Raw genomic sequence first — 21,218 nt, 5'->3', positions numbered from 1 at the left:
TATGGAAGAGTGGATTGCTTATGATTGGAAAAAAGGTTTAGATAAACGGAAAGGGCAGATTTTACATAAAAGCGATTTTATCTGCGCTTTTTGCGGCGGGAAAGGCTTAGTTGGTACTACTCAAAAAGCTAAATGTCCGGCGTGCGGCGGAAAAGGAACCATCACCGTACAACCGCCGGTTGTAGTTTGTGCTTATTGCGGGGGGCGGGGAATGAAAAACCCCAGGAGCTTTTTCTCCTGTGTCGTCTGTCATGGGAAAGGAGTAGTTCCAATTAAAGAGCCAATTAAAACATGTAAGCAATGTAGGGGCAGAGGATCAGCTTTAAGCGGCCTGCCCTGTCTGGCCTGTCATGGAAAAGGGAGTGTAACTGTTGGATAAAGAGGGAAAATACATTTACTGCATTATTGAAACGAACTTCCCTTGTAACTTTGGTTCCATTGGTATTGGCGGGCGAGGGGATGAGGTGACAACTATTTCTTGCGAAGGTCTTTCGGCCGTGGTCAGCAATACCCCCATGACAAAATATACTTTGAGCCGGGATAATTTAATTGCCCATGAAAAGGCAATCGAAAAAGTAATGCAGGAATTTACCGTGCTTCCGGTTCGGTTTTGCAGTATTGCCGAAAGCGCCGACGAGATAAGAAATCTTCTAGGGAAAAGACATAGTGAGTTTAAAAGTCTTTTGCGGGATATGGACGGTAAAGTTGAGCTGGGGCTCAAGGCATTCTGGAAAGACATGAAAGTAATCTATAAAGAAATTGCCAACAGCCCTGAAGTTAGCGCAAAAAAGAAGAAAGGGGCTTCGGGCTTGGAGGAACAAATTGAAGCTGGAAAGTTGGTTGAGAGGTTGCTTGAAAAGAAAAAAGAAGAGGAGGGGGAAGAAATCCTCACTCATTTGCGCCACAGCGCCTATAATATCGCCTTAGGAAAACTTTTGACTGAAAATATGTTTCTCAACGCCGCTTTTTTAGTCGATAAAGCTCGCGAAATGGAATTTGATACTTTGGTTGATGAGCTGGATAAAAAATACTCCGCCAAAGGCGGACGGGCGCAGTTTAAATATGTTGGTCCCCTGCCGCCGTATAATTTTGTGAATGTTGTAATAAAGGAGGATGAGTGAAAATGGCAAAAGAGAAAAAAGGTAAAAAAGAGGAACCAAAAGTCGAAGCAGGATTTAACCTGGGTGGGATATTTGAGGGATTGGGAAGTTTGCTTGATGTTGTAGGAAAACTAGCGGAAAAGGGCGAAGAGCTTAAAAAAACGGGGGCAATAGATATTGAGGGTTTAGGCGGCAAGAAAGGTAAAATGATGTATGGTTTCACGATCAATACCATGGCCAAAGGCGGGCCCAAAGTCTCTTCCTTCGGCAACATCCATCGTACCCCTGAAGGCAAAACCGTGGTCGAAGAAGAAAGGGAACCGGAGGTCGATATTTTCGATGAGAAGGATCACGTCTTGCTGGTGGTGGAGATGCCGGGGATTGAAGAAACTGATATCAAGCTTGATCTCAAAGAAGATATCCTGGATATTTCTGCCGCAAAAGGCGACAGGAAGTATCACAAAGAAGTTCTGCTCCCTTCAAAAGTTAAAGCTGAAACAATGGCGTCAACCTATAAGAATGGGGTTTTGGAGATAAAGATACAAAAATGAATTGTAGGGACAGGGCTTGTCCCTGTCCGAAAAAACGGACAACCACAAGGGTTGTCCCTACATTTTAAGAATTATGGCAAAGAAAAAAGAAACATTAACCCTAAAGGTCTCCGAATCCCTCTCTAAAGATGTGGGTCGGGCCATTGCCCGCATCGATCCTGATGATATGAAAGATATCGGGGTAGAGGTTGGAGAAATTATCGAGATAAAGGGTAAGAAATCAACTCCCGCAAAAGTAATGCCCTGTTTTGCCGAAGATCGGGGAAAGGGGCTCATACAAATTGACGGAATTATCAGAGATAATGCCGGAGTGGGCCTGGATGAAAAAGTAAAAGTAAGTCCGGCTAAAAGTCAGCCTGCCACCCGCATTACCGTTCAACCCTTAACCCTTATGGCTTCCCAGGATACCCGCTATATGGGGCGGATACTTGAAGGCATTCCTCTTATAGCGGGAAATCGAGTCAGAGCACTCCTTTTTGGGACCAAATATCAGGAGTTTAAAGTAATAGAAGCAGTTCCGGAGGGAATTGTAGTTATTGCTCCTACCACCCAAATTAAATTAAAAACGGAAGGAGCGTCTAAAGCTGGGCCGCATCGGGTAACTTATGAGGATGTTGGCGGCTTACATAAAGAAATACGGAAAATCAGGGAAATGATCGAACTCCCTCTTAAGTATCCGCAAATTTTTGAGAGATTGGGAATTGAAGCTCCCAAAGGGGTATTTCTTTACGGGCCTCCCGGCTGCGGCAAAACCCTGATTGCTCGCGCCGTGGCCAGTGAAACTGACGCTTATTTTACCAGCATTTCCGGGCCGGAGATCATGGGGAAATTTTATGGTGAATCAGAAGGCAGACTACGCGAAGTCTTTGAAGATGCCGCGGCTCATGCTCCGGCGATACTATTTATTGATGAAATTGATTCCATCGCTCCCAAAAGAGAAGAAATGGGCGGCGAAAAACAGGTTGAAAAAAGAGTGGTGGCGCAACTATTAGCGCTGATGGATGGACTGGCGTCCCGGGGTCAGCTAATTGTGATCGCCGCGACTAATATTCCCAATGTCATTGACCCGGCTCTGCGTCGTCCCGGCAGATTTGACCGGGAAATAAGCATTCCTATCCCGGATAAAAACGGCAGATTGGAAATTTTAAACATCAATACCCGGGGCATGCCGCTAGCCAAAGATGTTAATTCGGAAAAATTAGCTGCTATCACCCATGGTTTTGTGGGCGCCGACCTTGAGGCGCTCTGCCGCGAAGCGGCTATGGCCTCCTTGCGTATATTATTTCCTCAATTGGATTTTGCCGTAGCGGAGATCCCTTATGAAAAAATTATGAAACTTGAAGTTACCATGGATAATTTTATGGAGGCGATGAAAGAGGTGGAGCCCTCGGCTATTCGTGAAGTCTTTGTGGAGGTCCCGGAGGTGGGTTGGGAGGATATCGGCGGGCTGGATGAGATCAAGGAAAACCTAAAAGAAACCATTCAGTGGCCGCTGGAATATCCTCAAATGTTTGAAAAAGCCGCGACTAAGCCCTCTAAAGGGATTTTGCTTTATGGCGCTCCCGGCACCGGGAAAACTCTTTTGGCCAAGGCCTTAGCCAAAGAGAGCGGGGTGAATTTTATTTCAGTTAAAGGCCCTGAACTTATGTCTAAATATGTGGGTGATTCCGAGCGGGCTGTCCGCGAGATCTTTAAAAAAGCCAAACAAGCGGCGCCGACTATTTTGTTTTTTGATGAAATCGAAAGCGTGGTCCCTGTTCGCGGAGCCGGGGGAGGAGATTCTCAAGTTGCCCAGCGCGTTATCAGTCAGTTTTTAACTGAACTGGATGGCATTGAAGAGCTTAAAGGAGTGGTTGTTTTAGCCGCTACCAATCGTTTTGATATGGTCGATTCCGCCTTGCTCCGTTCAGGCCGGTTTGATCTGAAGTTTGAACTGCCTTTGCCGGATAAGAAGACCAGAGTCGAGATTTTTAAAATCCATGCCAAAGATAAGCCTTTAGCTAAAGAGGTTGATTTTTCCGAATTGGCTGAAAAGACCGGGGAGCTTTCCGGCGCCGACATCGAAGCTATTTGCCGGCGAGCATCTATGTTAGCGATTAGAGATTTTATCGATAAAGCTAAGGGCAGGAAACTGGATTATTCGAAGTTTGAAATTGATAGGCCCTATTTTAGTCAGGCGATCAAGGAAATAAAAACTCATCCCCCATCCCCCTCTCTTTATAAGAGAAGAGGAGAAGCGGGGGTGAGTTGATGAAATACCTCTATTGTGTCATCCCGGACAATAAGCTGCAGACCTTTGATATCCAGGGGATCGGTGGGGAGATTTTTACTATCCCTTATGAAGATATTTCTTTGGTAGTAAGTGATAGTAAACCAATTCCTTTCGCGACTCTGCGCAAAGATGAGCTAGTAAATTACCTGCTTAGACATCAATCTATCATTGAAAAAGTCATGCAGAATTATTCAGTTGTTCCTCTCAAATTTGGAACTTTTATAGACGGAGATAACGAAACTCAAAGAATAATGAAAAAGGGCTATAAACTATTTAAAGAAATTATGGAAACCTTAAGCGGGAAAATCGAATTGGATTTGGTGGGCATTTGGAATGAGATGAATGGCGTCTTAAAAGAGATAGGAGAAATAGCAGAGATTCAATGCTTCAAAGACGAGGTTACTCAAAAGCCTCCCGGCGAAAGAATTCAGGGTGGCATAATCCTTGGAAAAATGGTTAAAGATTTCCTGGATAGAAAAAAAGATAGAATTGCCGAGGAGATAATCACGGCTTTGTCCGCCTCTGGCGGACAAGCTGGCGCTTTTTGTAAGCATGCTACTTTAAATGACAGGATGATTTTCAATACAGCTTTTTTGCTTGATAAAGATAAAAAGGAGGTCTTTGAACAGGAACTAGCGGAATTAGATAGAAAGTATGAGGGTAAAATAAACTTTAAGTGCGTAGGCCCTCTGCCCCCTTACAGTTTTGCCACTATTGAGATAAAGAAATTAACTCCGGATGAAATTTTCTATGCCAAGGCAGTTTTGGGAATAGTAGAAGATCCCCCTCCGGAAGAGGTTAAACGGGCCTACCGTGCCATGGCCGGAAAGCTTCACCCCGACAAAAATCCAGATAATCCGGAGGCCGCCAAGCAATTTGTGGAGTTAAAAAAGGCTTTTGATCTTTTATATGAATATACGAGCAACGGTTGTGATTTATTTTCGGTTAAAAAGCTTACTCTCCCCACCTAGTGGGGTGGCGGGCTTATGAGCGAAGCGAATGGTGGGTGAGGATGGGAACAACTGAACAAGAGATATTAAAGGTTGTCGGAGAAAAGGGTAAGGCCGGGAGAAGTTTGATTACCCAAAGATTAGGAATATCTCCTGGTTATGCGGATCTGGTTTGTAAATCCCTTATTCGACAAGGATATTTGAGGGTAAATGAGGGCAAATATTTTGCTCTGGCTCCCAAAGGAGCAAAGCTTTTATCGGGTGAGGGTTGGAAGTTTATCGTAGATAAGTCAATGCTGGAGGAAGTCGCTAAAGGAGTTGCCAAAGAAGTTGCCCGTGAAATAGGGGCCTTGCCGGTTAAAGAGAGGATTGTCAGAAGCGGGTCTTATCGTCCCGGTGTCAGAAGGCTAAGAGAGACAGAAGATGAGGAGAAAAGAATTCAAATTAAAACCAGTTTCATTCCGCCGATAGAATTAGAGGAGGTAAAGATGGAAAGTAATCTTGAAAAGGTTACAACTGATGAGAAAGACAAGTTTAACCTCGGAGGCGCGGTCGAAGCGTTTAAAAAGGCAAAAGGGAGGTAAGTTATGGTAAAGGGGAAAAAGTTCGCCAAAGGCGGAAAAGTTAAAAAGAAGGTTGCAAAGATGGTTAAGGTAATCGAGAAAGCCGTGCCTGCCGGACGGGCAGGCAGGCAGGCAGAATATGGTAAGGGGATAGACATTGGGACCTGTTTTATAAAATTCGCGGAGAAAAACGGCGATTCCATCATCTTTAGATCTCAGCGAGATGCCTTCTTTGAGGTAGAACACACGGATTTTACCCGCAATATGCTGGATAATTCCCGGGTTAAGTATATTATCAAAGATAACAAGCTGTACGTAGTGGGAGATGAAGCTCTGGAATTTGCCAATATTTTCCACAAAGATACCCGCCGACCGCTCCAGAAAGGGATTGTCAGCCCTTCGGAAAAAGAAGCTTTGCCCATGGTAGAACTTTTAATTAAAAGCGTTTTAGGAAAACCCCGCCGCGATGGCGAGATCGTTTACTATTCCGTCCCCGGTGAGCCAATTGATGCTGATTTCAACGTTATCTATCATGAGAAAATTCTCTATGGTTTTATCGCCAGGCTTGGCTATACCCCTAAAGTAATCAATGAGGCGCACGCCATAGTTCTGGCGGAGTTAGGCGATGAAGATTTTTCTGGGATCGGACTTTCTTTTGGCGGCGGCATGGTCAATATGTGCCTTTCCTACCTTTCCGTTCCCATAGTTGCCTTTAGCGTTACCAAGGCCGGGGACTGGATTGATCAGCAGGTAGCTTTGAGTGTCGATGAAACTGCGAGCCGCATCTCTGCTATTAAAGAAACCAGTCTTGATCTATCCAAGGAAACCGGCCTATCCAGAATAGAAAGCGCCTTATCTATCTATTACAGTCATCTCATTGAATATGTTATTGAAAACATAAAAAGGGAATTTGAAAAGAACAAAAAGATGCCGCGCCTTGATAAACCCCTTTCTATTATTTTATCAGGGGGAACTTCTTTGCCTCCCGGATTTTCAGACAGGTTTAAAAGCATTTTGGAGCGATCTAAATTTCCCTTAGCCATAAAATCAGTGCGGATGGCATCCCAGCCTTTGCGCACGGTAGCCAAAGGCGCTCTGGTAGCGGCGCTGTCCGATGAGGCAAAGGAAAAATGACAGGCGAAGAGGGTATATATGTCTATTGCATTATAGATAACCCTAAAGAGGGAAAAGAGTTTAAGACTCCGGGTATCGGAGGCCGGAGTGACAGGGTTTATGCCATTTCTTTTGATGGGCTGGGCGCAGTCGTAAGTCGCTCGCCCAAGATGAGGTATCAAGCCTTGCGGGAGAATTTGATGCCGCATGAACTGGTGGTTGAGGAAGCTATGCAAGAATTTACCGCGCTTCCGGTGCGCTTTTGCACTGTTGCGAAGAGTGAAGCGGAAGTAGTAGAAAAGGGATTAAAACGCTTTGAAGCAACCTTGAAGGATATGATTAAAAATATGAAGGGTAAAGTAGAACTGGGCTTGCGGGTCATGTGGACGGCTCTGGAACCGATCTTTGCCGAAATTGCTGAAACGCCGGAGATAAAAAAATTAAAAAGTTCCCCCCATCCAAATTTAATGGAGATTGGAAGAAGAGTTGAGGAACTTTTAAAGATAAAAAAAGAAAAGGAAGTTGAAGACTTGCTGGGAAAATTTAAGAAATTGGCGGTTGATTATAAGTTGAATTCTACCTATGGCGATCCCTGGCTAATGAATGCGGCCTTTTTGGTGGAGAAGGAGAAAGAAAAAGATTTTGACGAATTAGTGAATAAAATCCACGAACAGCATAAGGATCGAATAAATTTGAAATATGTCGGGCCGCTGGCGCCCTATAATTTCGCCAATGTGGAGCTGATGTTTTGAAATTAATGGCCAATGACCAATTAAAAATGACAAATGATGGAATAAATTATTTAAATAATCCGCCTAAGGCGGACATCCATTTGACATTGGGATTTTTGATATGGCATTTATAATCGATGATATATTAATGCTGCCGGTCCAGGGATTTATGGGGATCTTTGAGGCGATAAAGACCCAAGTCGATGAGGAGCTTTCCGATGAAGCCAAGCCTCAACAGGCGTTATTAGAAGCCCAAACCCTTTTAGATATGGGGGAGATTACCGAAGATGAGTATCAAAAGAGAGAAACGAAAATAATGGAGCGCTTGGAAGCCATTCGAAAATACAAAGAAGGAGAAGAAGAATAAATGACATTTTTGCCTTTGAGCCTCCATGATATTGTCTTGTTAGCCTTCCTTGGCGCCTGCAGAAATAGTAGGGAAATTTGTTGGGAAAACTAGAAAGTTAACCGAAAAGTTGGAAGCCGAAAAGGAAAAGATTGAAGGGAAGAAAGAAAGTGCTGGAGGAGGTGAATAAGAATGGGGGAAGGAACCGGTCCCTTTAAATGTCCAAAATGTAAAACCACAACTTATAGCGACCATGATAATTGTCCTAATTGCGGAGAGGCGCTTACCATAAGATGCTCTGAATGCGGGCATCACTGGAGGTTTAGCTACGACTATAAGTATTGTCCAAAATGTGGAACCAAAGTTTCCGCCAAAGGCGGAAAATAAAAAGGAGGGAATTAAAATGGCTGAAAAAACAAAAGGTGATGTTGTAGCCGCGACCGAAACGGTTGAAAATTTCTTTAAGAAGACGCTTAAGAAACCCAATGCCTTTGTGGTCAAGACCTCTGTTGTGGATACCGGTTGGGAGGCCAGGGTTGAGGTGGTGGAAGAAAGTGAATCTATGAAAGCCATCGGCAAGAAGATAATGGAAAAACATCAATACGATGTGGTTTTGGATAAAGATTTAACTATTACTTCTTACGATCGGCATGAATAAAACCAATAAGGAATAAAAAATATGGAGCAAGGACTTTGTTTATTTTGCCTAATCGCTGCTTCGCAATCAAATTTTGCGGGAGAGGGGAGTCAGACTATCTCTTACAAAGATATAGCGGCGGTGGTTGAAAAAACAACTATTGATGATTTTCAAGAAGAGGCATTTAAACTTAAGGTTGAGAAAGATCCTAAATGGCTGGAAGAAAAAGTTATGCATCATAATAATATAATTTCTCGCCTTGCAGAAAAGACGGCAGTTGTTCCCATAAAATTCGGGACCATCTTTAAAACCGCCAAATCGCTTGAAGCTATGCTTGAGAAAAATTACCAGGGTTTCCTGGAGATTATTTTAAATCTTGATGGAAAAGAGGAATGGGGAGTAAAAGTTTATTGTGATGCCAATAAATTAAAAGAAGAGCTTGCGCGCAGCAATCAGCATATCAAGGATATTGATTTGGCGATAAAAGATAAATCAGAAGGCGCGGCGTATTTCTTAAAAAGGAAAAGAGCCAGTTTGATTTTTGAAGAGAGCGAAAAAAAGATGAACGAAGATGCCGCCGCTATTCACGAAGAACTGGTGAAGTTCGCGGATAAAAATTGTTTGAATAAACTACAGCCCAAAGAGCTGACTATAAAGGAGGCCGAGACGATTTTAAACGGCGCCTATTTAATTCCGAAAAAGAAAGTCTCCGAGTTTAAATCTAGAGTGTCGGATTTACAGAAAACCTATGCGGCTTCCGGCCTGGAACTGGAGATATCCGGCCCATGGCCAGCTTACAGCTTCGCTAGTTTGGAGGGGAAATGACCGGGCCTTATTATGAGAAGAAAGAAGTAACTCTGGTTGAAGCGCTGGATCGGGTCTTGCACAAAGGAGCGGTTGTGGCGGGAGATATTGTTATTTCGGTGGCCGATATTGATCTGGTTTACATCGGCTTGCGGGTTCTGGTCTCTTCGGTTGAAACCATGGAAAAGTACGAAGTTGCGCGCATGAAGGAGTCAACTTAAAATGCCGGATAGTGCAGGGCATGGATCCAGTTCTTTAACGATAGTAATGGAGGATCCGGCAGAGATGCAGGATTCCGCGGTGAAGCTTAAATCCGCGGAGAGAATTAATATTGATCCTAAACAGGTAGAACAGGGATTGGCAAAGCTGGTCTTAACCCTGATAGAGCTAATCAGGAAACTCATGGAAAAACAAGCGGCGCGAAGAGTTGAAAGTGGCTCTTTAACTGATGAACAAATCGAGAAAATGGGCGAAACTTTTATAAAGCTTGATAAGAAAATGGCAGAGTTAAAAGAAATATTTAATGTAAAAGACGAAGAGCTGAATCTGAATCTCGGGCCGTTAGGAGATTTAATGTGAAGGGGGGAACATGTCTGAAGAAGAAAAAGTAAACTGCGGAATTTTCCAACAAAAGGAACGCAAAACAAGAGAAATAACCCGGAGTTTAAATGAGACCCGTGATCCTAAAGTAAAAGGCAATAGAGCCCAGCTTTTAATAAATGAACTCACTCCTCTGCTTAAATGCCTGGAATATGATCAAGGCAGTTCAGTCTGCGAGATTTGTAGAAATATAATTAATTTACGCAAGAAAACCGCAGAACTGGTAATTAAAGCTAGTAAAATAGCGTAAAAAAGGAGGGAAGAAAATTATGGTTATGCAAGGAATGGCCCACGCGACCAATGCTACGAATTTAGCGGATATCTTAGAAAGGGTTCTGGACAAGGGAATTGTCATTGCCGGCGATATTAAGATCTCGCTCGCGGATGTAGACCTGTTAAATATTAAGATTAGACTTCTGGTGTGTTCGGTGGAAAAGGCGATGGAGATTGGGATTGACTGGTGGCAGCAGGATTCTTTTATTTCTTCGCAGGCTAAAAAGCTGGAAGAAGAAAATAAAACGCTTCAAAAACGGTTAGAAAAATTGGAAGCCAAGGTAATGGGCTAGAAAGGAGGTATCTTAAAATGCCTAGGAAGAAAAAAAGACAGACAAAAACCAGGCCTGCCGCCCGCGTGCCGGTGAGGCAGGGCATAAAACTAATTGAGCCTGAGGCAGTTTTGGCAAGAGAGATCGCGGAAGAAGATCGAGATCTGCGCCAGGCAAAAGTTACTGAAATCTTCGAAGGTTTTCGCGAAGATCGAGAAAAAAGGCGAGCAGAGCTTAAAAGACTTATGAATGATCTAAGGATGCAGAGAATCAGAAGAAGGGAAGCCAGGCAAAAATACATGCTGGATCTTCGTCAGCAAGTATTGCAGAAAAAGAAGCTGATGCCCGAGGTGAGATTATGACGGCCGAAGACGAAAAAACCCTTATTTCCAGTCTTGGAATAAATCAGGTCTTTGAGGGGATCGGGAACATTATTAATGTGGTAGGGAAGATAGTAGAGGAAGGCGGCAGCACTTCCCTAAAAAGCGAGGCAGATGAGAAAACTCCTGTATGTTCCCATAATTCACAGTAGCGCAGATCTGGGAACGATTGCCGCCGAGACAGAGAAAAAAGGAATAGCGATCTGCGGCCGAGAGCGGTGGGCGGCGCATCAACAGACTATCGCCTCATTTTGGGGGGCGCTTTTTAAGTTCTTTGAGAATTTGCAGCCTAAGGGCTATAAGGTTTATCAGGATGGGTTGGTGGCGGACGGGGAGATGGGGATGAAGATTGTAGCGGATGGGGTCAAACGTGGCAGTAAGAATTATGAAATTATTGATCACCTGATTGAGGGAGGGGCAATTTTGGTAAAGACCGAAGATATAGGTATCGTAATGAAAGAATATAAATCGGTTAAGGAATTGGCGAAAGCCAGGACTTTTATCGGGAAAACCATTGCTTATCTTAAATATGTCTGCCGTAAAAATAAAACATTAGAAGAGAGAGATAATTACGTTGCTAAAAGAATAGGCGAAACGCTAAAAGAGAATGAAACCGGAATTCTCTTTATCGGAGCGCATCATAATGTTGTTGATAAGTTGCCTGGCGATATTGAGGTGATAGCACTTAAGGAGCGAGTTAGGGTCCTGAAATATATGAAAGGATATTATTTTAGAAGCAAAAGGGCCGAGAGGGATAAACTAGCCGACTATATTATGGAAGATGTCGGTGCTAATATCGAGCGATAATTAGGAGGCTTATTATGGCGGAAAAAGAAGAATCAAGGTTTGGAAAGTATCTTGAGTTATATTTTTCCCGGTTTCAGGGGGGAAGGCACGAAGTGCTTGAAAAAGATCGGGGAGTATATCTTTTTGGGCCATTTAAATTTGGATGGGCTGTTTTAACCGCTTTATGGCAATGGAAATCAAGGAACAGGAGGTGAGGCCTGGGAAACGAGGGGCGAATGACGTAAAAATGGGGGGAAACTATGGATTTATTATTAATTTTTTTAAGACCAATTAGGGATACCTTGTTGACTGTAGGGCCGCTGCTTTTAAGTTTGTTATATGCGTTGATCTTGTTGCTTATCGGTCTTCTGATCGCTAAAGGTTCGCAGTGGTTGGTAATCACCGCCCTGGGAGTCCTGCGACTTAACAAAGGAAGCAAACAAATTGGTTTTACGGAGTTCTTAACCAAAGGCGGCCTTAAAAAGGGACCAACGGAACTTTTGGGAGAGTTAGTTTATTGGCTAACTATTTTCGTGACAGTAACCGCAGTCGCCAGTATCTTAGGATTAGCTTCGGCGAAAGCTTTGCTGGGAGGACTCCTGGCCTATCTGCCGGCGGCTTTGTCAGCCGCCTATGTTTTAGGCGTAGGCATCTTTGTCGCGCTTTTACTTTCTGCGGTAATGCTGGTTATTGCCAATAATATTGGTCTTACCAACGCCAATGTTTTAGCGAATGTCGTACAGTCTGCCATTATTATCTTTGCGGCCCTAGCGGCTTTGGGGCAACTTGGGGTTCCCCTGGAGTGGCTTACAACTTCAGTTAACATAATAGTTGGCGCCGTGGGATTGGCCTTTGCCATTGCTTTTGGCCTTGGGGCAAAAGACAGGGCGGCTAATTTTCTGGATAAGTTTTTTGGTGAGGAATAAAGCCTCGTTGCTTTTTCGGCTTGGGTTGTCCCGACCTGTCTGCCGACAGGCAGGCGTAACGTCGGGACGGCCCGGGCAAGATAATAATGAAATTACCGGATAAATTATACCAGAGTTTAACCCTGCTCTTTCTGGCAATTACAGTGGTTTGTCTTTTATCTCCTTTTGTTTTGCCTCCCAGGTTTCAGGCCAAACCGGACCTATCCAATATCTTAGCTAGGGGACCTGCTATGAACAAAGATACAGTTGATTTTATGCTCGTGAGATGGCTTTTGGCTCTTCTTGCGGCATTTGTTGCCGTAAAAGGGTATAGATACTGGCCAACCATGAATCCTCATTGTTCGTTTCTGACCAGCGAAAATTCTAAAAATCATTCCCTGGATGTAAAAAAATATAAAGGGGCCCTAAACACCATGTCCTCTCTTAAAATAAAAAGCGACCCTCCTAAAATTATAAAAGGGAAGCCGAGAAAGAAAACCCGTAAAAACGGAAAGGGATCCGTTTGCTTCTCGTCAAAACAGGCTAGAAAGTTAATTGATTCAAGCGTCGCCCTGGGAAAATATTCTCAATAAAAGATGAAAAGGAAAGGCGGACAAATGGGCAGAGGATTATTAAGCCCAGTAAGCATCTTGCTTTTTATGCTGAGTGTTTTGTTTGTTCTCTTGGCTTTCCGTGGCGATCAGGCCTTAATCAGCAAGGAAGCCGATAGTTTATTAGAAAAACAAAAATATGAGGAGGCCAAAAACAAATATCAATTTATTCTGCGGCAAACAAAAGAAACCAAATATCTTAAAAACGCGAACTTAAAATTAAGTAGAATTTATTATCATTACGCCGTAACTGCTTATAATAATAGCCAATACAAGTCTTCCCTGGATAACGTTGCTTTAGCCTTAAAATACAACCAATTGAATGGCAGGGCCAAACACTTAGGAAGGCTTGTCGGGAACAGGAAAAAATTATTGATAGAAGCCAAAGTTGAGCTGGAAGGCAGCTATTCGCTTTTTCTTGAAAGCGCAAAAAACATAGAGAGCGCGACAAGGCTATTGGATGATAGTGAGACTGCTTCCGCGCTTATTTATTTTATCAAGGCTCGTAACAATTTATTCCGGGCCAGGCAGCAACTTGGACAGAATAAAATACCACTCGAGGAAACTAAGGAGGTTAATCCTCTTCCTCTTTTCAACTCTTTTATTGCCAAGCTTGTAAATTACCTAGATGTAGTCGCTATTTCTGAATATGATGCGAAATCAGGAAAGTTGTCTGGTGAAATTATTGAGCTAGGTCGAAAGACAAGGATTGCTTACCTTGGGTTTACTAAACGTGTAGATGAAATATGTAATAAATAGAAAGACGGCGCCGTCCGCCGGCTGCCAGCGGCTACCAGCCTAACCCTTTACCATCATTTTCAACTGCGGTACAATTAAAACATGGCGAATCAAAGTATTAAGATCCTGCCGGAAGACCTGATCAATAAGATCGCCGCGGGGGAAGTGGTCGAGCGTCCCGCCTCGGTCGTTAAAGAGCTGGTCGAGAACGCGATCGATGCTGGTGCGAGCCAGATCATTATCGAAGTCGATGAAGCGGGGAAGAAATTGATCCGGGTGGCCGATAACGGCCGCGGTTTGACCGAAGCCGAGATCAAGCTAGCCCTGCAGCGCCACGCGACCTCCAAACTGGCCGAGTACGACGATCTTTTCAATCTCCACACTCTCGGTTTCCGGGGAGAAGCGCTCCCTTCGATCGCGGCGGTGTCGAAAACGAAGATTGAGCGGAACCCGGCCGGCCGCGGGTTGACGGTCACGGTCAAGGACCTCTTCCACAACACTCCGGCCCGGAGGAAATTCCTGAAAGCCAACTCGACCGAGCTCGGCCATTGCGGCCAGGTCGCCGCCAAATACGCCCTGGCTTATCCCGGGATCGCCTTCCGCTTCAGCTCCGACGGCAAGCCGCTCCTCACTACCGGCGGGACCGGCCAGTTAGCCGACGCGATCCTCTCGGTCTACGGCCCAGAGATCCTGAAAGGATTGGTTGAGGTCAGCGGCGAATTCAAGGGCGGCCAGGTCACCGGTTTCGTCAGCCGGCCGACGCTGACCCGGATCGACAAGAATTATGAAGACTTTTTCGTCAACGGGCGGTTCATCAAGAATTTCCTCCTCAACCGAGCGCTGGAAGAGGCTTACCGGACCCTGATCCCGCACGGCCGTTATCCGGTAGCGGTCATTTTCCTCGCGATCGACCCGCAGCAGGTCGATGTCAATATCCACCCGGCTAAACGGGAAGTGAAGTTCGTCCGCAATCAGTTGGTGATGGATGGGGTAAGGGAGGCGGTTAAAAAAGCCCTGGGGGACCAGGCTATCAGCCAACCAGCTGGGGGGTATTACGAGACCGGCAGATCAGATAGTGCTTGGCAGCCGGCGATGGCCGACGTTCTTTTTCCGATGGACAATAGTTCGTTTCCCAGCACTGCGGCCATACCCAGTCACGACCTGCCGCTCTTCCCGCTTGGTCAGATCAACAATATGTACATAGTAGCGACCGGCGAGGGCGAATTGACCCTGATCGACCAGCATGCCGCGCACGAGAGGATACTCTACGACCGGCTTAGCCTTCAATCGTTAGCGGTTAGTCGTCAGTCGTTGTTGATGCCGGAGACGGTGGAGTTCCCTGCGCCGGAGGCTGTCGTTCTGAAAGAGAACTTGGCCTACTTAAATACTCTCGGTTTTGAGATCGAGGAGTTCGGGGGGAACAGTTTTCTCCTCCGGAGCGTGCCGGCCCTCTCCGGTCAAGCCGCTCCGCAACTGTTGTTACAGGATATAGTTGCCGATCTGGCCGTGGCCGGGAAAAGCCCCCAGATCGAGGTCCGGCAAGAGACCGTCCGCAAGTTGGTCGCCTGTCATAGCGCGATCAAAGCCGGGGATAAGTTAACTCCCCAGGAAATGGTCCAATTGATCCGAGATCTGCTGGCTACAGCCAATCCGCTGACCTGTCCTCATGGCCGGCCGACCATGGTCCGGATCTCGTCCGAAGAGCTGGCGAAGCGCTTTGGGCGCTGACGGCGAATTTTCGCCGTTTTTACCTCTATTTGTACTTGGCTAAACCTGGCAATAAAATTGCTTATTATTTGACATAGTCTGCCTCCCTCTGTTAATATGGCTTTTCGGAGGTCTTGTAATTTGGCTAAGAATTTAGTTATTGTTGAGTCACCCGCTAAGGGGCGTACCCTGGAGAAGTTCCTCGGTAAGGATTTCTCCGTGGTCGCTTCGGGGGGGCATGTCCGCGACCTGCCGGCCAAATCGCTCGGCGTCAAGGTCGACAAGGATTTTGAGCCGAATTACCAGATCATCAAAGGTAAAGAGAAGATCGTAAAAGATCTCAAGGCGGCCGCGGCCAAAGCTAAAATGGTTTTCCTCGCCCCCGATCCTGACCGTGAAGGGGAAGCGATCGCCTGGCATTTGCAGGTCCTGCTTGATATGGACAAAAAGATCAAGCGGATCGAGTTTAACGAGATCACCAAAGAAGCCGTTACCTCGGCCGTCAAGCATCCCCGCGAGATCGACCTCGATCGGGTCAACGCCCAGCAGGCGCGGCGGATCCTCGACCGCCTGGTCGGTTATAAATTAAGTCCCCTCCTCTGGAAGAAAGTCCGTAAAGGGCTGTCGGCCGGCCGGGTCCAATCGGTCGCCGTCCGCCTGATCTGCGAACGGGAAGCCGAGGTCGGCAAGTTCAAAGCCCAGGAATACTGGGACATTACCGCCCGCCTGGCCGATGATAAGAAACTGGAATTTTCCGCCAAGCTGATCGCTAAGGGGGAGAAAGCACTGGGGGTCAGCCCTAAAGACAAAGGGAAGATCATTCCCGGCGAGGCGGAGGCCAAGGCGATCGTCGCCGAACTGGGGAAGGCCGACTACGCGGTCAAAGAGGTCAGGAAAAAAGAACATAAGCGGAACCCCTCGCCGCCGTTCATTACCAGCACGCTGCAGCAAGACGCCGCCCGCAAGCTCGGCTTCTCGGCTAAAAAGACGATGGTCCTGGCCCAGAAACTCTATGAAGGCAAAGAAGTTAAAGGCGAGGACCGGGTCGGTTTGATCTCCTATATGCGCACTGACTCGGTCCGCATTGCGGCGGAAGCCGAGACCGAGGTCCGGCGCTACATCGGGGAGGCTTTTGGCAAGAAGTTCCTTCCGGCGGCGCCGATCAGGTACAAAAAAAAGAAACAGGCCCAGGACGCCCATGAAGCGATCCGTCCGACCGCAATCGCCCGGACCCCGGAAAAGTTGAAGGAGAGCCTGGACCCCGATGAACTCAAGCTCTACGAGCTGATCTGGAAGCGCTTTGTCGCCTGCCAGATGGAAGCGGCCGTTTTTGACCAGACCTCGGTCGACATCTCCGCCGGCCTGCCCGCCGCGGCGGGCGAATACCTCCTCCGGGCGACTGGTTCGGTCATCCGGTTTGAAGGTTTCCTTAAATTGTACGAAGAGAGCCGGGATGAGGCTTCTCCGGAAGACGAGCAGAGCGCCAGTCTGCCCGACCTGGCCGCCGGCGCGGCCCTGCAACTGCAAGAACTCCTCCCGCTGCAGCATTTTACCGAGCCGCCGCCGCGCTACACTGAAGCTTCGCTGGTCAAAGAGCTGGAACTGCGCGGCATCGGCCGCCCGTCGACCTATGCCCCGATCATCTCCACGATCCAGGACCGGGGCTACGTCATCAAGGAAGGGAAGGCGCTCAAGCCGACCGAGATCGGCATCACGACCAATGGTTTGCTGGTCAAGCATTTTCCCCAGATCCTTGACATCAAGTTCACCGCCCAGATGGAAGACCAGCTCGACGCGGTCGCCGAAGGTAAAGTCCAGTGGGTCGGCGCCCTCCATGAGTTTTATAAGCCGTTCTCCGCGGCGCTGGCCGAGGCCGAAGTGAAAATGGAGAAGGTCAAGACGGAGATCATGACCGATGAGCTCTGCCCGGATTGCGGCAACAAGCTGGTCATCCGCGAAGGGCGCTACGGCAAGTTCATTGCCTGCTCGACCTATCCCAAATGCAAATTTACCAAGAACCTGCCGGAAGAAGAAGCCAAGGCGGCGGCCCTCAAGGAAGTTTGCGCTAAGTGCGGCAAGCCGATGACGATCAAGCGCGGCCGTTTCGGCGAGTTCCTCGCCTGTACCGGTTATCCCGAATGTAAGAGCATCAAGCCGCTCCTCAAGAAGATCGGCGTCAAGTGCCAAAAATGCGGCGGCGAGCTGGTCGAGAAACGGACCAAGCGGGGAAAGCTCTTCTACAGTTGCAGCAATTATCCCAAATGCGATTTCGCCACCTGGCAGCGGCCGCAACCCGGGGAAACGCCGGCCGTGAAACCGCCGGAGCCGGCCGATGCTTAAAAGACTATTTACTATCAACCTCACTTTGAAGGCTACCGCCCTGGCGATCGCCATTGCTATCTGGCTGGTCGCCCATCACTGGCTGATCAGGTAAAATGCGCGAGATCAAAGAGCCGGGCGAGATGCGTCTTTTTTCCCTCAAAGCCAAAAGTCACGGCAAGAAAGTCGGTTTTGTCCCGACTATGGGCGCGTTCCACGAGGGACATCTTTCTCTTATCGCCGCCGCGAAAAAACGTTGCGAGGTCGTGGTCGCCAGCGTCTTTGTTAATCCGCTCCAATTCAGCCCGAGCGAAGACTTTGCCAGTTACCCGCGTAACCTCCGCCACGATAAGAAGCTGCTGAAAAGTTTTGAGATCGATGTCCTTTTCACCCCCGAAGCCAGAGCGATGTTCCCGGAGGGGTTTAAGACCTTCGTGGAAGTAGAGAAGCTGGCCAAGAAACTGTGCGGCCGGACCCGCCCGAACCATTTTCGCGGCGTGACCACGGTCGTCACCAAGTTATTTAACATTGTTTGCCCCGATGCCGCTTTTTTCGGCGAAAAAGATTACCAGCAGCAGTTAATCGTCAAACAACTGGTGCGTGATCTTAACCTGCCGGTTACGGTGGTCGCTCTGCCGACGGTCCGGGAGTTCGACGGGCTGGCGCTCAGCTCGCGCAACGCTTATCTTAATCCCCGGGAGAGGAAGTCGGCGGCCATTCTGTATAAAGCGCTCCGCCTGGCCCAGAGCGAGATCGGCGCGGGAGAGCGAGATTTAAATAAGATCATGTACCGGCTTCGTTCCTTGATTGGGAGCGAACCGTCGGTCCGCCTTGATTATCTGGTCGCGGCCGATCCGGAAACGCTCGAAGATGCCAAGGGGGTCCGTGGCCGGATGTTACTCGCCGTGGCGGCTTATGTTGGCAAGACCAGGTTGATCGATAATCTGATCGTTGAAGCGTGATATTAGTCGTTAGTTGTCAGTAGGAGGTAGGGGATGGGGCGGAGGGGGTTCACTTTGGTCGAGCTATTGGTCGTGATCGGGCTGTGTGGCCTGCTCCTTTCGTTTACTTTACCCGCTTTTACCAAATTAAAAGAAAACCTCCGCCTGAACGGTCTGGCAGAACATTTGGCCTCCGATCTGCGCACTACTCAAGCGACCGCTCTAACTGTTGGCCAAACCCAAGCCAGCGGGCGTTTCCGTTTCGCGGCCAGTGGTTTCCCCCCGCCAGGCGGGAGCGGGACCGAATTGATCGGGCGGAGCCGCAAAGTGATCCTCTCCTCGGCCGGGAGGGTCCGCGTTGAATAGGCGGGGGTTTACTTTAGTCGAGGTGCTGGCCGCCATGGGGCTCTTCCTCGCTGTTTTTGTCGCGTTCACCTGGCTGGTCAAATCGGCGCAGGTCGAATTGGCCCGCGCCGGCAAACTGCGCCAGGCGACCCTCTTCCTGCGCAGTCAAATGGAAGTTATCAGCCATCAGCCGTCAATCGCTCCCGAGCTGGTTGTAGTTAGATTGGAGCAGGAGTGGCAAAAAGGTCGGCCGCCGCTGATTTTATACACCTTAAGGAGCAAGTATTTATGAAGAGGGGCTTCACGCTGGTTGAAGCGATCATCGCCCTCAGCCTAACTGCGCTGATCTTTACGGTCATTTTTGGCGCTTTGGGAACAGGGGTAAGGAGTTGGCGACTGGTTGTGAGAAAGAACGCCCTCGCCCAGATCGAAACTAACCTGGCCGAAAGAGTGACGATCGATATTCGCTCCGCCTCGGCGGTTCTCTGTGGGTCGACTTCGCAGGAAGTGTTCCTTCAAGTGGGGAGTGAAAATGTCAATTATCGCTTGGTCGATGGTAAAGTCAGGCGGCGGGCCGGCAGTTGGAGCGCTTATTTAACTTCAGAAGGGGAGATTGGGCGGCTTACTTTCAGTTATCCGGAACCTGGTTTGATTAGGATCGCACTGAACAAGGCCGAATTTACGGTCGGGGTCAGATGAAGAGGAGGTCAGGGGCCGCTCTGCTGGTCGCTATTCTGGTTGCCGGAGCATTGCTCCTGCTGGCTGTTTTTCTCGGGAAAATGGTCTATAATAACCATGTCGCGGCGGTCCTTTTCTATCGGCGGGAACAAGCGGAGTGGTTGGCCGAGGCAGGTTTAGCTTCGGCTGGGGTGGAATTGGTCAAAAATCCCGCCTGGTATACTGACCAACCACATTGGCCGGCCGGCGAGCACAATTGGTTGAAAAACTCGGCGGTTGGTTATGGCCAGTCTTTAGGGGAAGGTTCATTCAAGGTCGTGCGGGAAAAAGATCTCAAAGTTGTTTACGCGGTCGGCCGGAGCGCTCGAGCCGTAGTCATATTAAAGAAGGAGTTACCATAATGATGAATTATCTGATCATGATCGTCTCGGTCCTGCTGGCGATCGCCGGCCAGATGCTGATGAAGAAGGGAATGATGGCGTTCGGGACATTCCCGGCCAGCCAGCTTCTTTTTAAGATCGTCCCGATGATCCTCAATCCGTGGGTCTTTTTCGGTTTTGCCTGTTTTGGCCTCTCTTCGCTTTTCTGGCTGGTCGTCCTGTCGCGGCTGCCGCTAAGCCTGGTCTACCCGATGGTCAGTTTGGGTTACGTCCTGGTGGCGATCCTCTCACTGATCTTCTTTAAAGAGCAGGTCAGCTTGATCCGCTGGGCCGGGATCGTGACGATCGTCGTCGGGGTGCTCCTGATCTCGAGAAGTTAATCTTTCTTGTAATACTTGGTGAAGTCTTCGGGGCGGAGGTCCGCGATAAAATCTTTGAACTTCTTTGTTTCCTCGGCATCTTTTTCCGAATTGACCAGCTTGGCCTGCATCATGACCCCTTCGGCGACCATGATCGGCGCCTGACTGCGGACGGCCAGGGCGATGGCATCCGACGGGCGGGCGTCCAGGGTCAGCAGTTTTCCTTCTTTAGTCTCGACCTCGACCGCGGCGAAAAAGGTCCCTTCCTTCATGTCGTTGATCAGGACCCGCTTGGTCTTGCCACCGAGCTTTTCGATGGCATCTTTTAGCAGGTCATGGGTCATGGGGCGGGGGGGCTGGACCCCTTGCAGTTCCATGGCGATGGCCGCGGCTTCAAATACCCCGATCCAGATGGGGAGGAAATTCAGCTCTTCCTGGTCGCGGAGGAGGACCAGCGGGGAGAGATTGCGGGGGTCAAAACCGAGCCCACCGAGCTGCATCTCGATCATGATTTCGTGACGTGAGCGACGATCTTCGCGAAATCGGCCGGATGGTTAAGCGCGAGATCGGCCAGGCTCTTGCGGTCCAGCTTGATGGCGGCCTTTTTCAGCGCGTTGATCAGCAGGCTGTATTTGATCCCCAGGGCGCGGGCGCCGGCGTTGATCCGGGTGGTCCAGAGGCGGCGCATCGTCCCTTTCTTGTCGCGGCGATGGCGGGTGGCGTGGACACCGGCCTTAATGACCGCCTGTTTGGCGCGCCGCAGCTGTGTCCGGAGGGTGATCCGGAAGCCTTTCGTCTTGGCAAAAAGCTTCTTTTTGCGGCGGCGGGCGGTGAATCCTCTTTTTACTCTGACCATG

Annotated in this window: 33 protein-coding genes; 31 read left to right on the top strand and 2 right to left on the bottom strand. The window is 48.2% G+C overall.

Annotated elements, in window-relative coordinates; genetic code table 11:
- The first annotated feature begins 1 nt into the window (after position 1).
- From WC903_08070 to WC903_07920, 31 genes are all read left to right on the top strand, one after another.
- Complete coding sequence (locus WC903_08070) at positions 2–379, top strand: hypothetical protein (protein ID MFA5893897.1); 378 nt, start codon at positions 2–4, stop codon at positions 377–379.
- Positions 372–1,121: a GvpL/GvpF family gas vesicle protein gene (locus WC903_08065; GenBank protein ID MFA5893896.1), complete on the top strand. Its 750-nt coding sequence runs from the start codon at positions 372–374 to the stop codon at positions 1,119–1,121. Before WC903_08070 ends, WC903_08065 begins: the two co-directional genes overlap by 8 nt.
- Positions 1,122–1,123: 2 nt before the next feature.
- Positions 1,124–1,651, top strand: coding sequence for an archaeal heat shock protein Hsp20 (hsp20, locus tag WC903_08060; GenBank protein MFA5893895.1), 528 nt, complete (start codon positions 1,124–1,126; stop codon positions 1,649–1,651).
- Between the two features lie 73 nt (positions 1,652–1,724).
- The gene (locus WC903_08055; GenBank protein ID MFA5893894.1) at positions 1,725–3,902 is read left to right on the top strand and encodes a CDC48 family AAA ATPase; all 2,178 of its coding nucleotides are present in this window, start codon (positions 1,725–1,727) and stop codon (positions 3,900–3,902) included.
- Positions 3,902–4,894 (top strand): GvpL/GvpF family gas vesicle protein, encoded by a 993-nt coding sequence (locus WC903_08050; protein ID MFA5893893.1) that lies wholly within the window; start codon positions 3,902–3,904, stop codon positions 4,892–4,894. Before WC903_08055 ends, WC903_08050 begins: the two co-directional genes overlap by 1 nt.
- Before the next feature lie 41 nt (positions 4,895–4,935).
- Complete coding sequence (locus WC903_08045; GenBank protein ID MFA5893892.1) at positions 4,936–5,457, top strand: hypothetical protein; 522 nt, start codon at positions 4,936–4,938, stop codon at positions 5,455–5,457.
- Positions 5,458–5,460: 3 nt separating this feature from the next.
- On the top strand, positions 5,461–6,570 hold the full coding sequence (locus WC903_08040) for a hypothetical protein (GenBank protein MFA5893891.1): 1,110 nt from the start codon (positions 5,461–5,463) through the stop codon (positions 6,568–6,570).
- Positions 6,567–7,301: a GvpL/GvpF family gas vesicle protein gene (locus WC903_08035; protein MFA5893890.1), complete on the top strand. Its 735-nt coding sequence runs from the start codon at positions 6,567–6,569 to the stop codon at positions 7,299–7,301. The genes WC903_08040 and WC903_08035 overlap by 4 nt, the downstream gene beginning before the upstream one ends.
- 100 nt (positions 7,302–7,401) lie before the next feature.
- Positions 7,402–7,647: a gas vesicle protein GvpG gene (locus tag WC903_08030; GenBank protein ID MFA5893889.1), complete on the top strand. Its 246-nt coding sequence runs from the start codon at positions 7,402–7,404 to the stop codon at positions 7,645–7,647.
- 171 nt (positions 7,648–7,818) lie between these two features.
- Positions 7,819–8,013, top strand: coding sequence for a zinc ribbon domain-containing protein (locus tag WC903_08025; GenBank protein ID MFA5893888.1), 195 nt, complete (start codon positions 7,819–7,821; stop codon positions 8,011–8,013).
- A 16-nt stretch (positions 8,014–8,029) separates the two neighbouring features.
- Positions 8,030–8,284 carry a hypothetical protein gene (locus WC903_08020; GenBank protein MFA5893887.1) on the top strand — a complete coding sequence of 85 codons (255 nt, stop codon included), beginning with the start codon at positions 8,030–8,032 and terminating at the stop codon, positions 8,282–8,284.
- A 21-nt stretch (positions 8,285–8,305) separates the two neighbouring features.
- The gene (locus WC903_08015) at positions 8,306–9,088 is read left to right on the top strand and encodes a GvpL/GvpF family gas vesicle protein (GenBank protein ID MFA5893886.1); all 783 of its coding nucleotides are present in this window, start codon (positions 8,306–8,308) and stop codon (positions 9,086–9,088) included.
- Positions 9,085–9,288 carry a gas vesicle protein gene (locus WC903_08010; GenBank protein ID MFA5893885.1) on the top strand — a complete coding sequence of 68 codons (204 nt, stop codon included), beginning with the start codon at positions 9,085–9,087 and terminating at the stop codon, positions 9,286–9,288. Before WC903_08015 ends, WC903_08010 begins: the two co-directional genes overlap by 4 nt.
- A 46-nt stretch (positions 9,289–9,334) precedes the next feature.
- Positions 9,335–9,646, top strand: a complete 312-nt coding sequence (locus WC903_08005) for a gas vesicle protein K (protein MFA5893884.1) — start codon at positions 9,335–9,337, stop codon at positions 9,644–9,646.
- Between the two features lie 10 nt (positions 9,647–9,656).
- Positions 9,657–9,917 carry a hypothetical protein gene (locus tag WC903_08000; protein ID MFA5893883.1) on the top strand — a complete coding sequence of 87 codons (261 nt, stop codon included), beginning with the start codon at positions 9,657–9,659 and terminating at the stop codon, positions 9,915–9,917.
- A gap of 25 nt (positions 9,918–9,942) precedes the next feature.
- Positions 9,943–10,233, top strand: a complete 291-nt coding sequence (locus WC903_07995) for a gas vesicle protein (GenBank protein ID MFA5893882.1) — start codon at positions 9,943–9,945, stop codon at positions 10,231–10,233.
- 17 nt (positions 10,234–10,250) lie between these two features.
- Positions 10,251–10,574 carry a hypothetical protein gene (locus WC903_07990; protein ID MFA5893881.1) on the top strand — a complete coding sequence of 108 codons (324 nt, stop codon included), beginning with the start codon at positions 10,251–10,253 and terminating at the stop codon, positions 10,572–10,574.
- A complete protein-coding gene (locus tag WC903_07985) occupies positions 10,571–10,744 on the top strand; it encodes a hypothetical protein (GenBank protein ID MFA5893880.1) in 174 nt (57 codons plus the stop codon). Before WC903_07990 ends, WC903_07985 begins: the two co-directional genes overlap by 4 nt.
- Positions 10,707–11,399: a hypothetical protein gene (locus tag WC903_07980; protein MFA5893879.1), complete on the top strand. Its 693-nt coding sequence runs from the start codon at positions 10,707–10,709 to the stop codon at positions 11,397–11,399. Before WC903_07985 ends, WC903_07980 begins: the two co-directional genes overlap by 38 nt.
- A 14-nt stretch (positions 11,400–11,413) precedes the next feature.
- Positions 11,414–11,593 (top strand): hypothetical protein, encoded by a 180-nt coding sequence (locus WC903_07975; protein ID MFA5893878.1) that lies wholly within the window; start codon positions 11,414–11,416, stop codon positions 11,591–11,593.
- Between the two features lie 45 nt (positions 11,594–11,638).
- Positions 11,639–12,304 (top strand): hypothetical protein, encoded by a 666-nt coding sequence (locus WC903_07970; protein ID MFA5893877.1) that lies wholly within the window; start codon positions 11,639–11,641, stop codon positions 12,302–12,304.
- 86 nt (positions 12,305–12,390) lie between these two features.
- A complete protein-coding gene (locus WC903_07965; protein MFA5893876.1) occupies positions 12,391–12,876 on the top strand; it encodes a hypothetical protein in 486 nt (161 codons plus the stop codon).
- A gap of 3 nt (positions 12,877–12,879) precedes the next feature.
- The gene (locus tag WC903_07960) at positions 12,880–13,653 is read left to right on the top strand and encodes a hypothetical protein (protein ID MFA5893875.1); all 774 of its coding nucleotides are present in this window, start codon (positions 12,880–12,882) and stop codon (positions 13,651–13,653) included.
- 81 nt (positions 13,654–13,734) lie between these two features.
- Positions 13,735–15,360: a DNA mismatch repair endonuclease MutL gene (gene mutL / locus WC903_07955; GenBank protein MFA5893874.1), complete on the top strand. Its 1,626-nt coding sequence runs from the start codon at positions 13,735–13,737 to the stop codon at positions 15,358–15,360.
- Between the two features lie 120 nt (positions 15,361–15,480).
- Complete coding sequence (topA, locus tag WC903_07950; GenBank protein ID MFA5893873.1) at positions 15,481–17,679, top strand: type I DNA topoisomerase; 2,199 nt, start codon at positions 15,481–15,483, stop codon at positions 17,677–17,679.
- A 95-nt stretch (positions 17,680–17,774) separates the two neighbouring features.
- Positions 17,775–18,620 (top strand): pantoate--beta-alanine ligase, encoded by an 846-nt coding sequence (gene panC, locus WC903_07945; GenBank protein ID MFA5893872.1) that lies wholly within the window; start codon positions 17,775–17,777, stop codon positions 18,618–18,620.
- A 33-nt stretch (positions 18,621–18,653) separates the two neighbouring features.
- On the top strand, positions 18,654–18,965 hold the full coding sequence (locus tag WC903_07940; protein MFA5893871.1) for a prepilin-type N-terminal cleavage/methylation domain-containing protein: 312 nt from the start codon (positions 18,654–18,656) through the stop codon (positions 18,963–18,965).
- Positions 18,958–19,236 (top strand): type II secretion system protein, encoded by a 279-nt coding sequence (locus WC903_07935; GenBank protein MFA5893870.1) that lies wholly within the window; start codon positions 18,958–18,960, stop codon positions 19,234–19,236. The genes WC903_07940 and WC903_07935 overlap by 8 nt, the downstream gene beginning before the upstream one ends.
- Complete coding sequence (locus WC903_07930) at positions 19,233–19,643, top strand: prepilin-type N-terminal cleavage/methylation domain-containing protein (protein MFA5893869.1); 411 nt, start codon at positions 19,233–19,235, stop codon at positions 19,641–19,643. The genes WC903_07935 and WC903_07930 overlap by 4 nt, the downstream gene beginning before the upstream one ends.
- Positions 19,640–20,023: a hypothetical protein gene (locus WC903_07925; protein MFA5893868.1), complete on the top strand. Its 384-nt coding sequence runs from the start codon at positions 19,640–19,642 to the stop codon at positions 20,021–20,023. Before WC903_07930 ends, WC903_07925 begins: the two co-directional genes overlap by 4 nt.
- Positions 20,023–20,382, top strand: coding sequence for an EamA family transporter (locus WC903_07920; GenBank protein MFA5893867.1), 360 nt, complete (start codon positions 20,023–20,025; stop codon positions 20,380–20,382). The genes WC903_07925 and WC903_07920 overlap by 1 nt, the downstream gene beginning before the upstream one ends.
- Here the strand turns inward: WC903_07920 and WC903_07915 are convergent.
- Both WC903_07915 and rplT read right to left on the bottom strand, forming a co-directional pair.
- Positions 20,379–20,870: a bifunctional nuclease family protein gene (locus WC903_07915; protein ID MFA5893866.1), complete on the bottom strand. Its 492-nt coding sequence runs from the start codon at positions 20,868–20,870 to the stop codon at positions 20,379–20,381. The genes WC903_07920 and WC903_07915 overlap by 4 nt on opposite strands.
- Positions 20,867–21,217: a 50S ribosomal protein L20 gene (gene rplT, locus WC903_07910; protein MFA5893865.1), complete on the bottom strand. Its 351-nt coding sequence runs from the start codon at positions 21,215–21,217 to the stop codon at positions 20,867–20,869. Before rplT ends, WC903_07915 begins: the two co-directional genes overlap by 4 nt.
- Between the last annotated feature and the right edge of the window lies 1 nt (position 21,218).

It is taken from the genome of Candidatus Margulisiibacteriota bacterium, assembly GCA_041658645.1.
In the GTDB taxonomy this organism is placed as follows: Bacteria; Margulisbacteria; WOR-1; order O2-12-FULL-45-9; family XYB2-FULL-48-7; genus JBAZZV01.
Note: the sequence above shows the minus strand (reverse complement) of the source record. Positions and strands in the feature narration are given on the sequence as shown.

Coding starts and splice junctions, on each gene's coding strand:
- rplT (MFA5893865.1), bottom strand. CDS start 21,217: ATGGTCAGAGTAAAAAGAGGATTCACCGCCCGCCGCCGCAAAAAGAAG.
- WC903_07980 (MFA5893879.1), top strand. CDS start 10,707: ATGAGAAAACTCCTGTATGTTCCCATAATTCACAGTAGCGCAGATCTG.
- WC903_07925 (MFA5893868.1), top strand. CDS start 19,640: ATGAAGAGGAGGTCAGGGGCCGCTCTGCTGGTCGCTATTCTGGTTGCC.
- mutL (MFA5893874.1), top strand. CDS start 13,735: ATGGCGAATCAAAGTATTAAGATCCTGCCGGAAGACCTGATCAATAAG.
- panC (MFA5893872.1), top strand. CDS start 17,775: ATGCGCGAGATCAAAGAGCCGGGCGAGATGCGTCTTTTTTCCCTCAAA.
- WC903_07975 (MFA5893878.1), top strand. CDS start 11,414: ATGGCGGAAAAAGAAGAATCAAGGTTTGGAAAGTATCTTGAGTTATAT.
- WC903_08020 (MFA5893887.1), top strand. CDS start 8,030: ATGGCTGAAAAAACAAAAGGTGATGTTGTAGCCGCGACCGAAACGGTT.
- WC903_07915 (MFA5893866.1), bottom strand. CDS start 20,870: ATGATCGAGATGCAGCTCGGTGGGCTCGGTTTTGACCCCCGCAATCTC.
- WC903_08030 (MFA5893889.1), top strand. CDS start 7,402: ATGGCATTTATAATCGATGATATATTAATGCTGCCGGTCCAGGGATTT.
- WC903_08015 (MFA5893886.1), top strand. CDS start 8,306: ATGGAGCAAGGACTTTGTTTATTTTGCCTAATCGCTGCTTCGCAATCA.
- WC903_07920 (MFA5893867.1), top strand. CDS start 20,023: ATGATGAATTATCTGATCATGATCGTCTCGGTCCTGCTGGCGATCGCC.
- WC903_08050 (MFA5893893.1), top strand. CDS start 3,902: ATGAAATACCTCTATTGTGTCATCCCGGACAATAAGCTGCAGACCTTT.
- WC903_08005 (MFA5893884.1), top strand. CDS start 9,335: ATGGAGGATCCGGCAGAGATGCAGGATTCCGCGGTGAAGCTTAAATCC.
- WC903_07995 (MFA5893882.1), top strand. CDS start 9,943: ATGCAAGGAATGGCCCACGCGACCAATGCTACGAATTTAGCGGATATC.
- WC903_07985 (MFA5893880.1), top strand. CDS start 10,571: ATGACGGCCGAAGACGAAAAAACCCTTATTTCCAGTCTTGGAATAAAT.
- WC903_08045 (MFA5893892.1), top strand. CDS start 4,936: ATGGGAACAACTGAACAAGAGATATTAAAGGTTGTCGGAGAAAAGGGT.
- WC903_08035 (MFA5893890.1), top strand. CDS start 6,567: ATGACAGGCGAAGAGGGTATATATGTCTATTGCATTATAGATAACCCT.
- WC903_08000 (MFA5893883.1), top strand. CDS start 9,657: ATGTCTGAAGAAGAAAAAGTAAACTGCGGAATTTTCCAACAAAAGGAA.
- WC903_07940 (MFA5893871.1), top strand. CDS start 18,654: ATGGGGCGGAGGGGGTTCACTTTGGTCGAGCTATTGGTCGTGATCGGG.
- WC903_08055 (MFA5893894.1), top strand. CDS start 1,725: ATGGCAAAGAAAAAAGAAACATTAACCCTAAAGGTCTCCGAATCCCTC.
- WC903_08070 (MFA5893897.1), top strand. CDS start 2: ATGGAAGAGTGGATTGCTTATGATTGGAAAAAAGGTTTAGATAAACGG.
- WC903_07970 (MFA5893877.1), top strand. CDS start 11,639: ATGGATTTATTATTAATTTTTTTAAGACCAATTAGGGATACCTTGTTG.
- WC903_07990 (MFA5893881.1), top strand. CDS start 10,251: ATGCCTAGGAAGAAAAAAAGACAGACAAAAACCAGGCCTGCCGCCCGC.
- WC903_07960 (MFA5893875.1), top strand. CDS start 12,880: ATGAAAAGGAAAGGCGGACAAATGGGCAGAGGATTATTAAGCCCAGTA.
- WC903_08040 (MFA5893891.1), top strand. CDS start 5,461: ATGGTAAAGGGGAAAAAGTTCGCCAAAGGCGGAAAAGTTAAAAAGAAG.
- WC903_07965 (MFA5893876.1), top strand. CDS start 12,391: ATGAAATTACCGGATAAATTATACCAGAGTTTAACCCTGCTCTTTCTG.
- WC903_08010 (MFA5893885.1), top strand. CDS start 9,085: ATGACCGGGCCTTATTATGAGAAGAAAGAAGTAACTCTGGTTGAAGCG.
- hsp20 (MFA5893895.1), top strand. CDS start 1,124: ATGGCAAAAGAGAAAAAAGGTAAAAAAGAGGAACCAAAAGTCGAAGCA.
- WC903_08025 (MFA5893888.1), top strand. CDS start 7,819: ATGGGGGAAGGAACCGGTCCCTTTAAATGTCCAAAATGTAAAACCACA.
- WC903_07930 (MFA5893869.1), top strand. CDS start 19,233: ATGAAGAGGGGCTTCACGCTGGTTGAAGCGATCATCGCCCTCAGCCTA.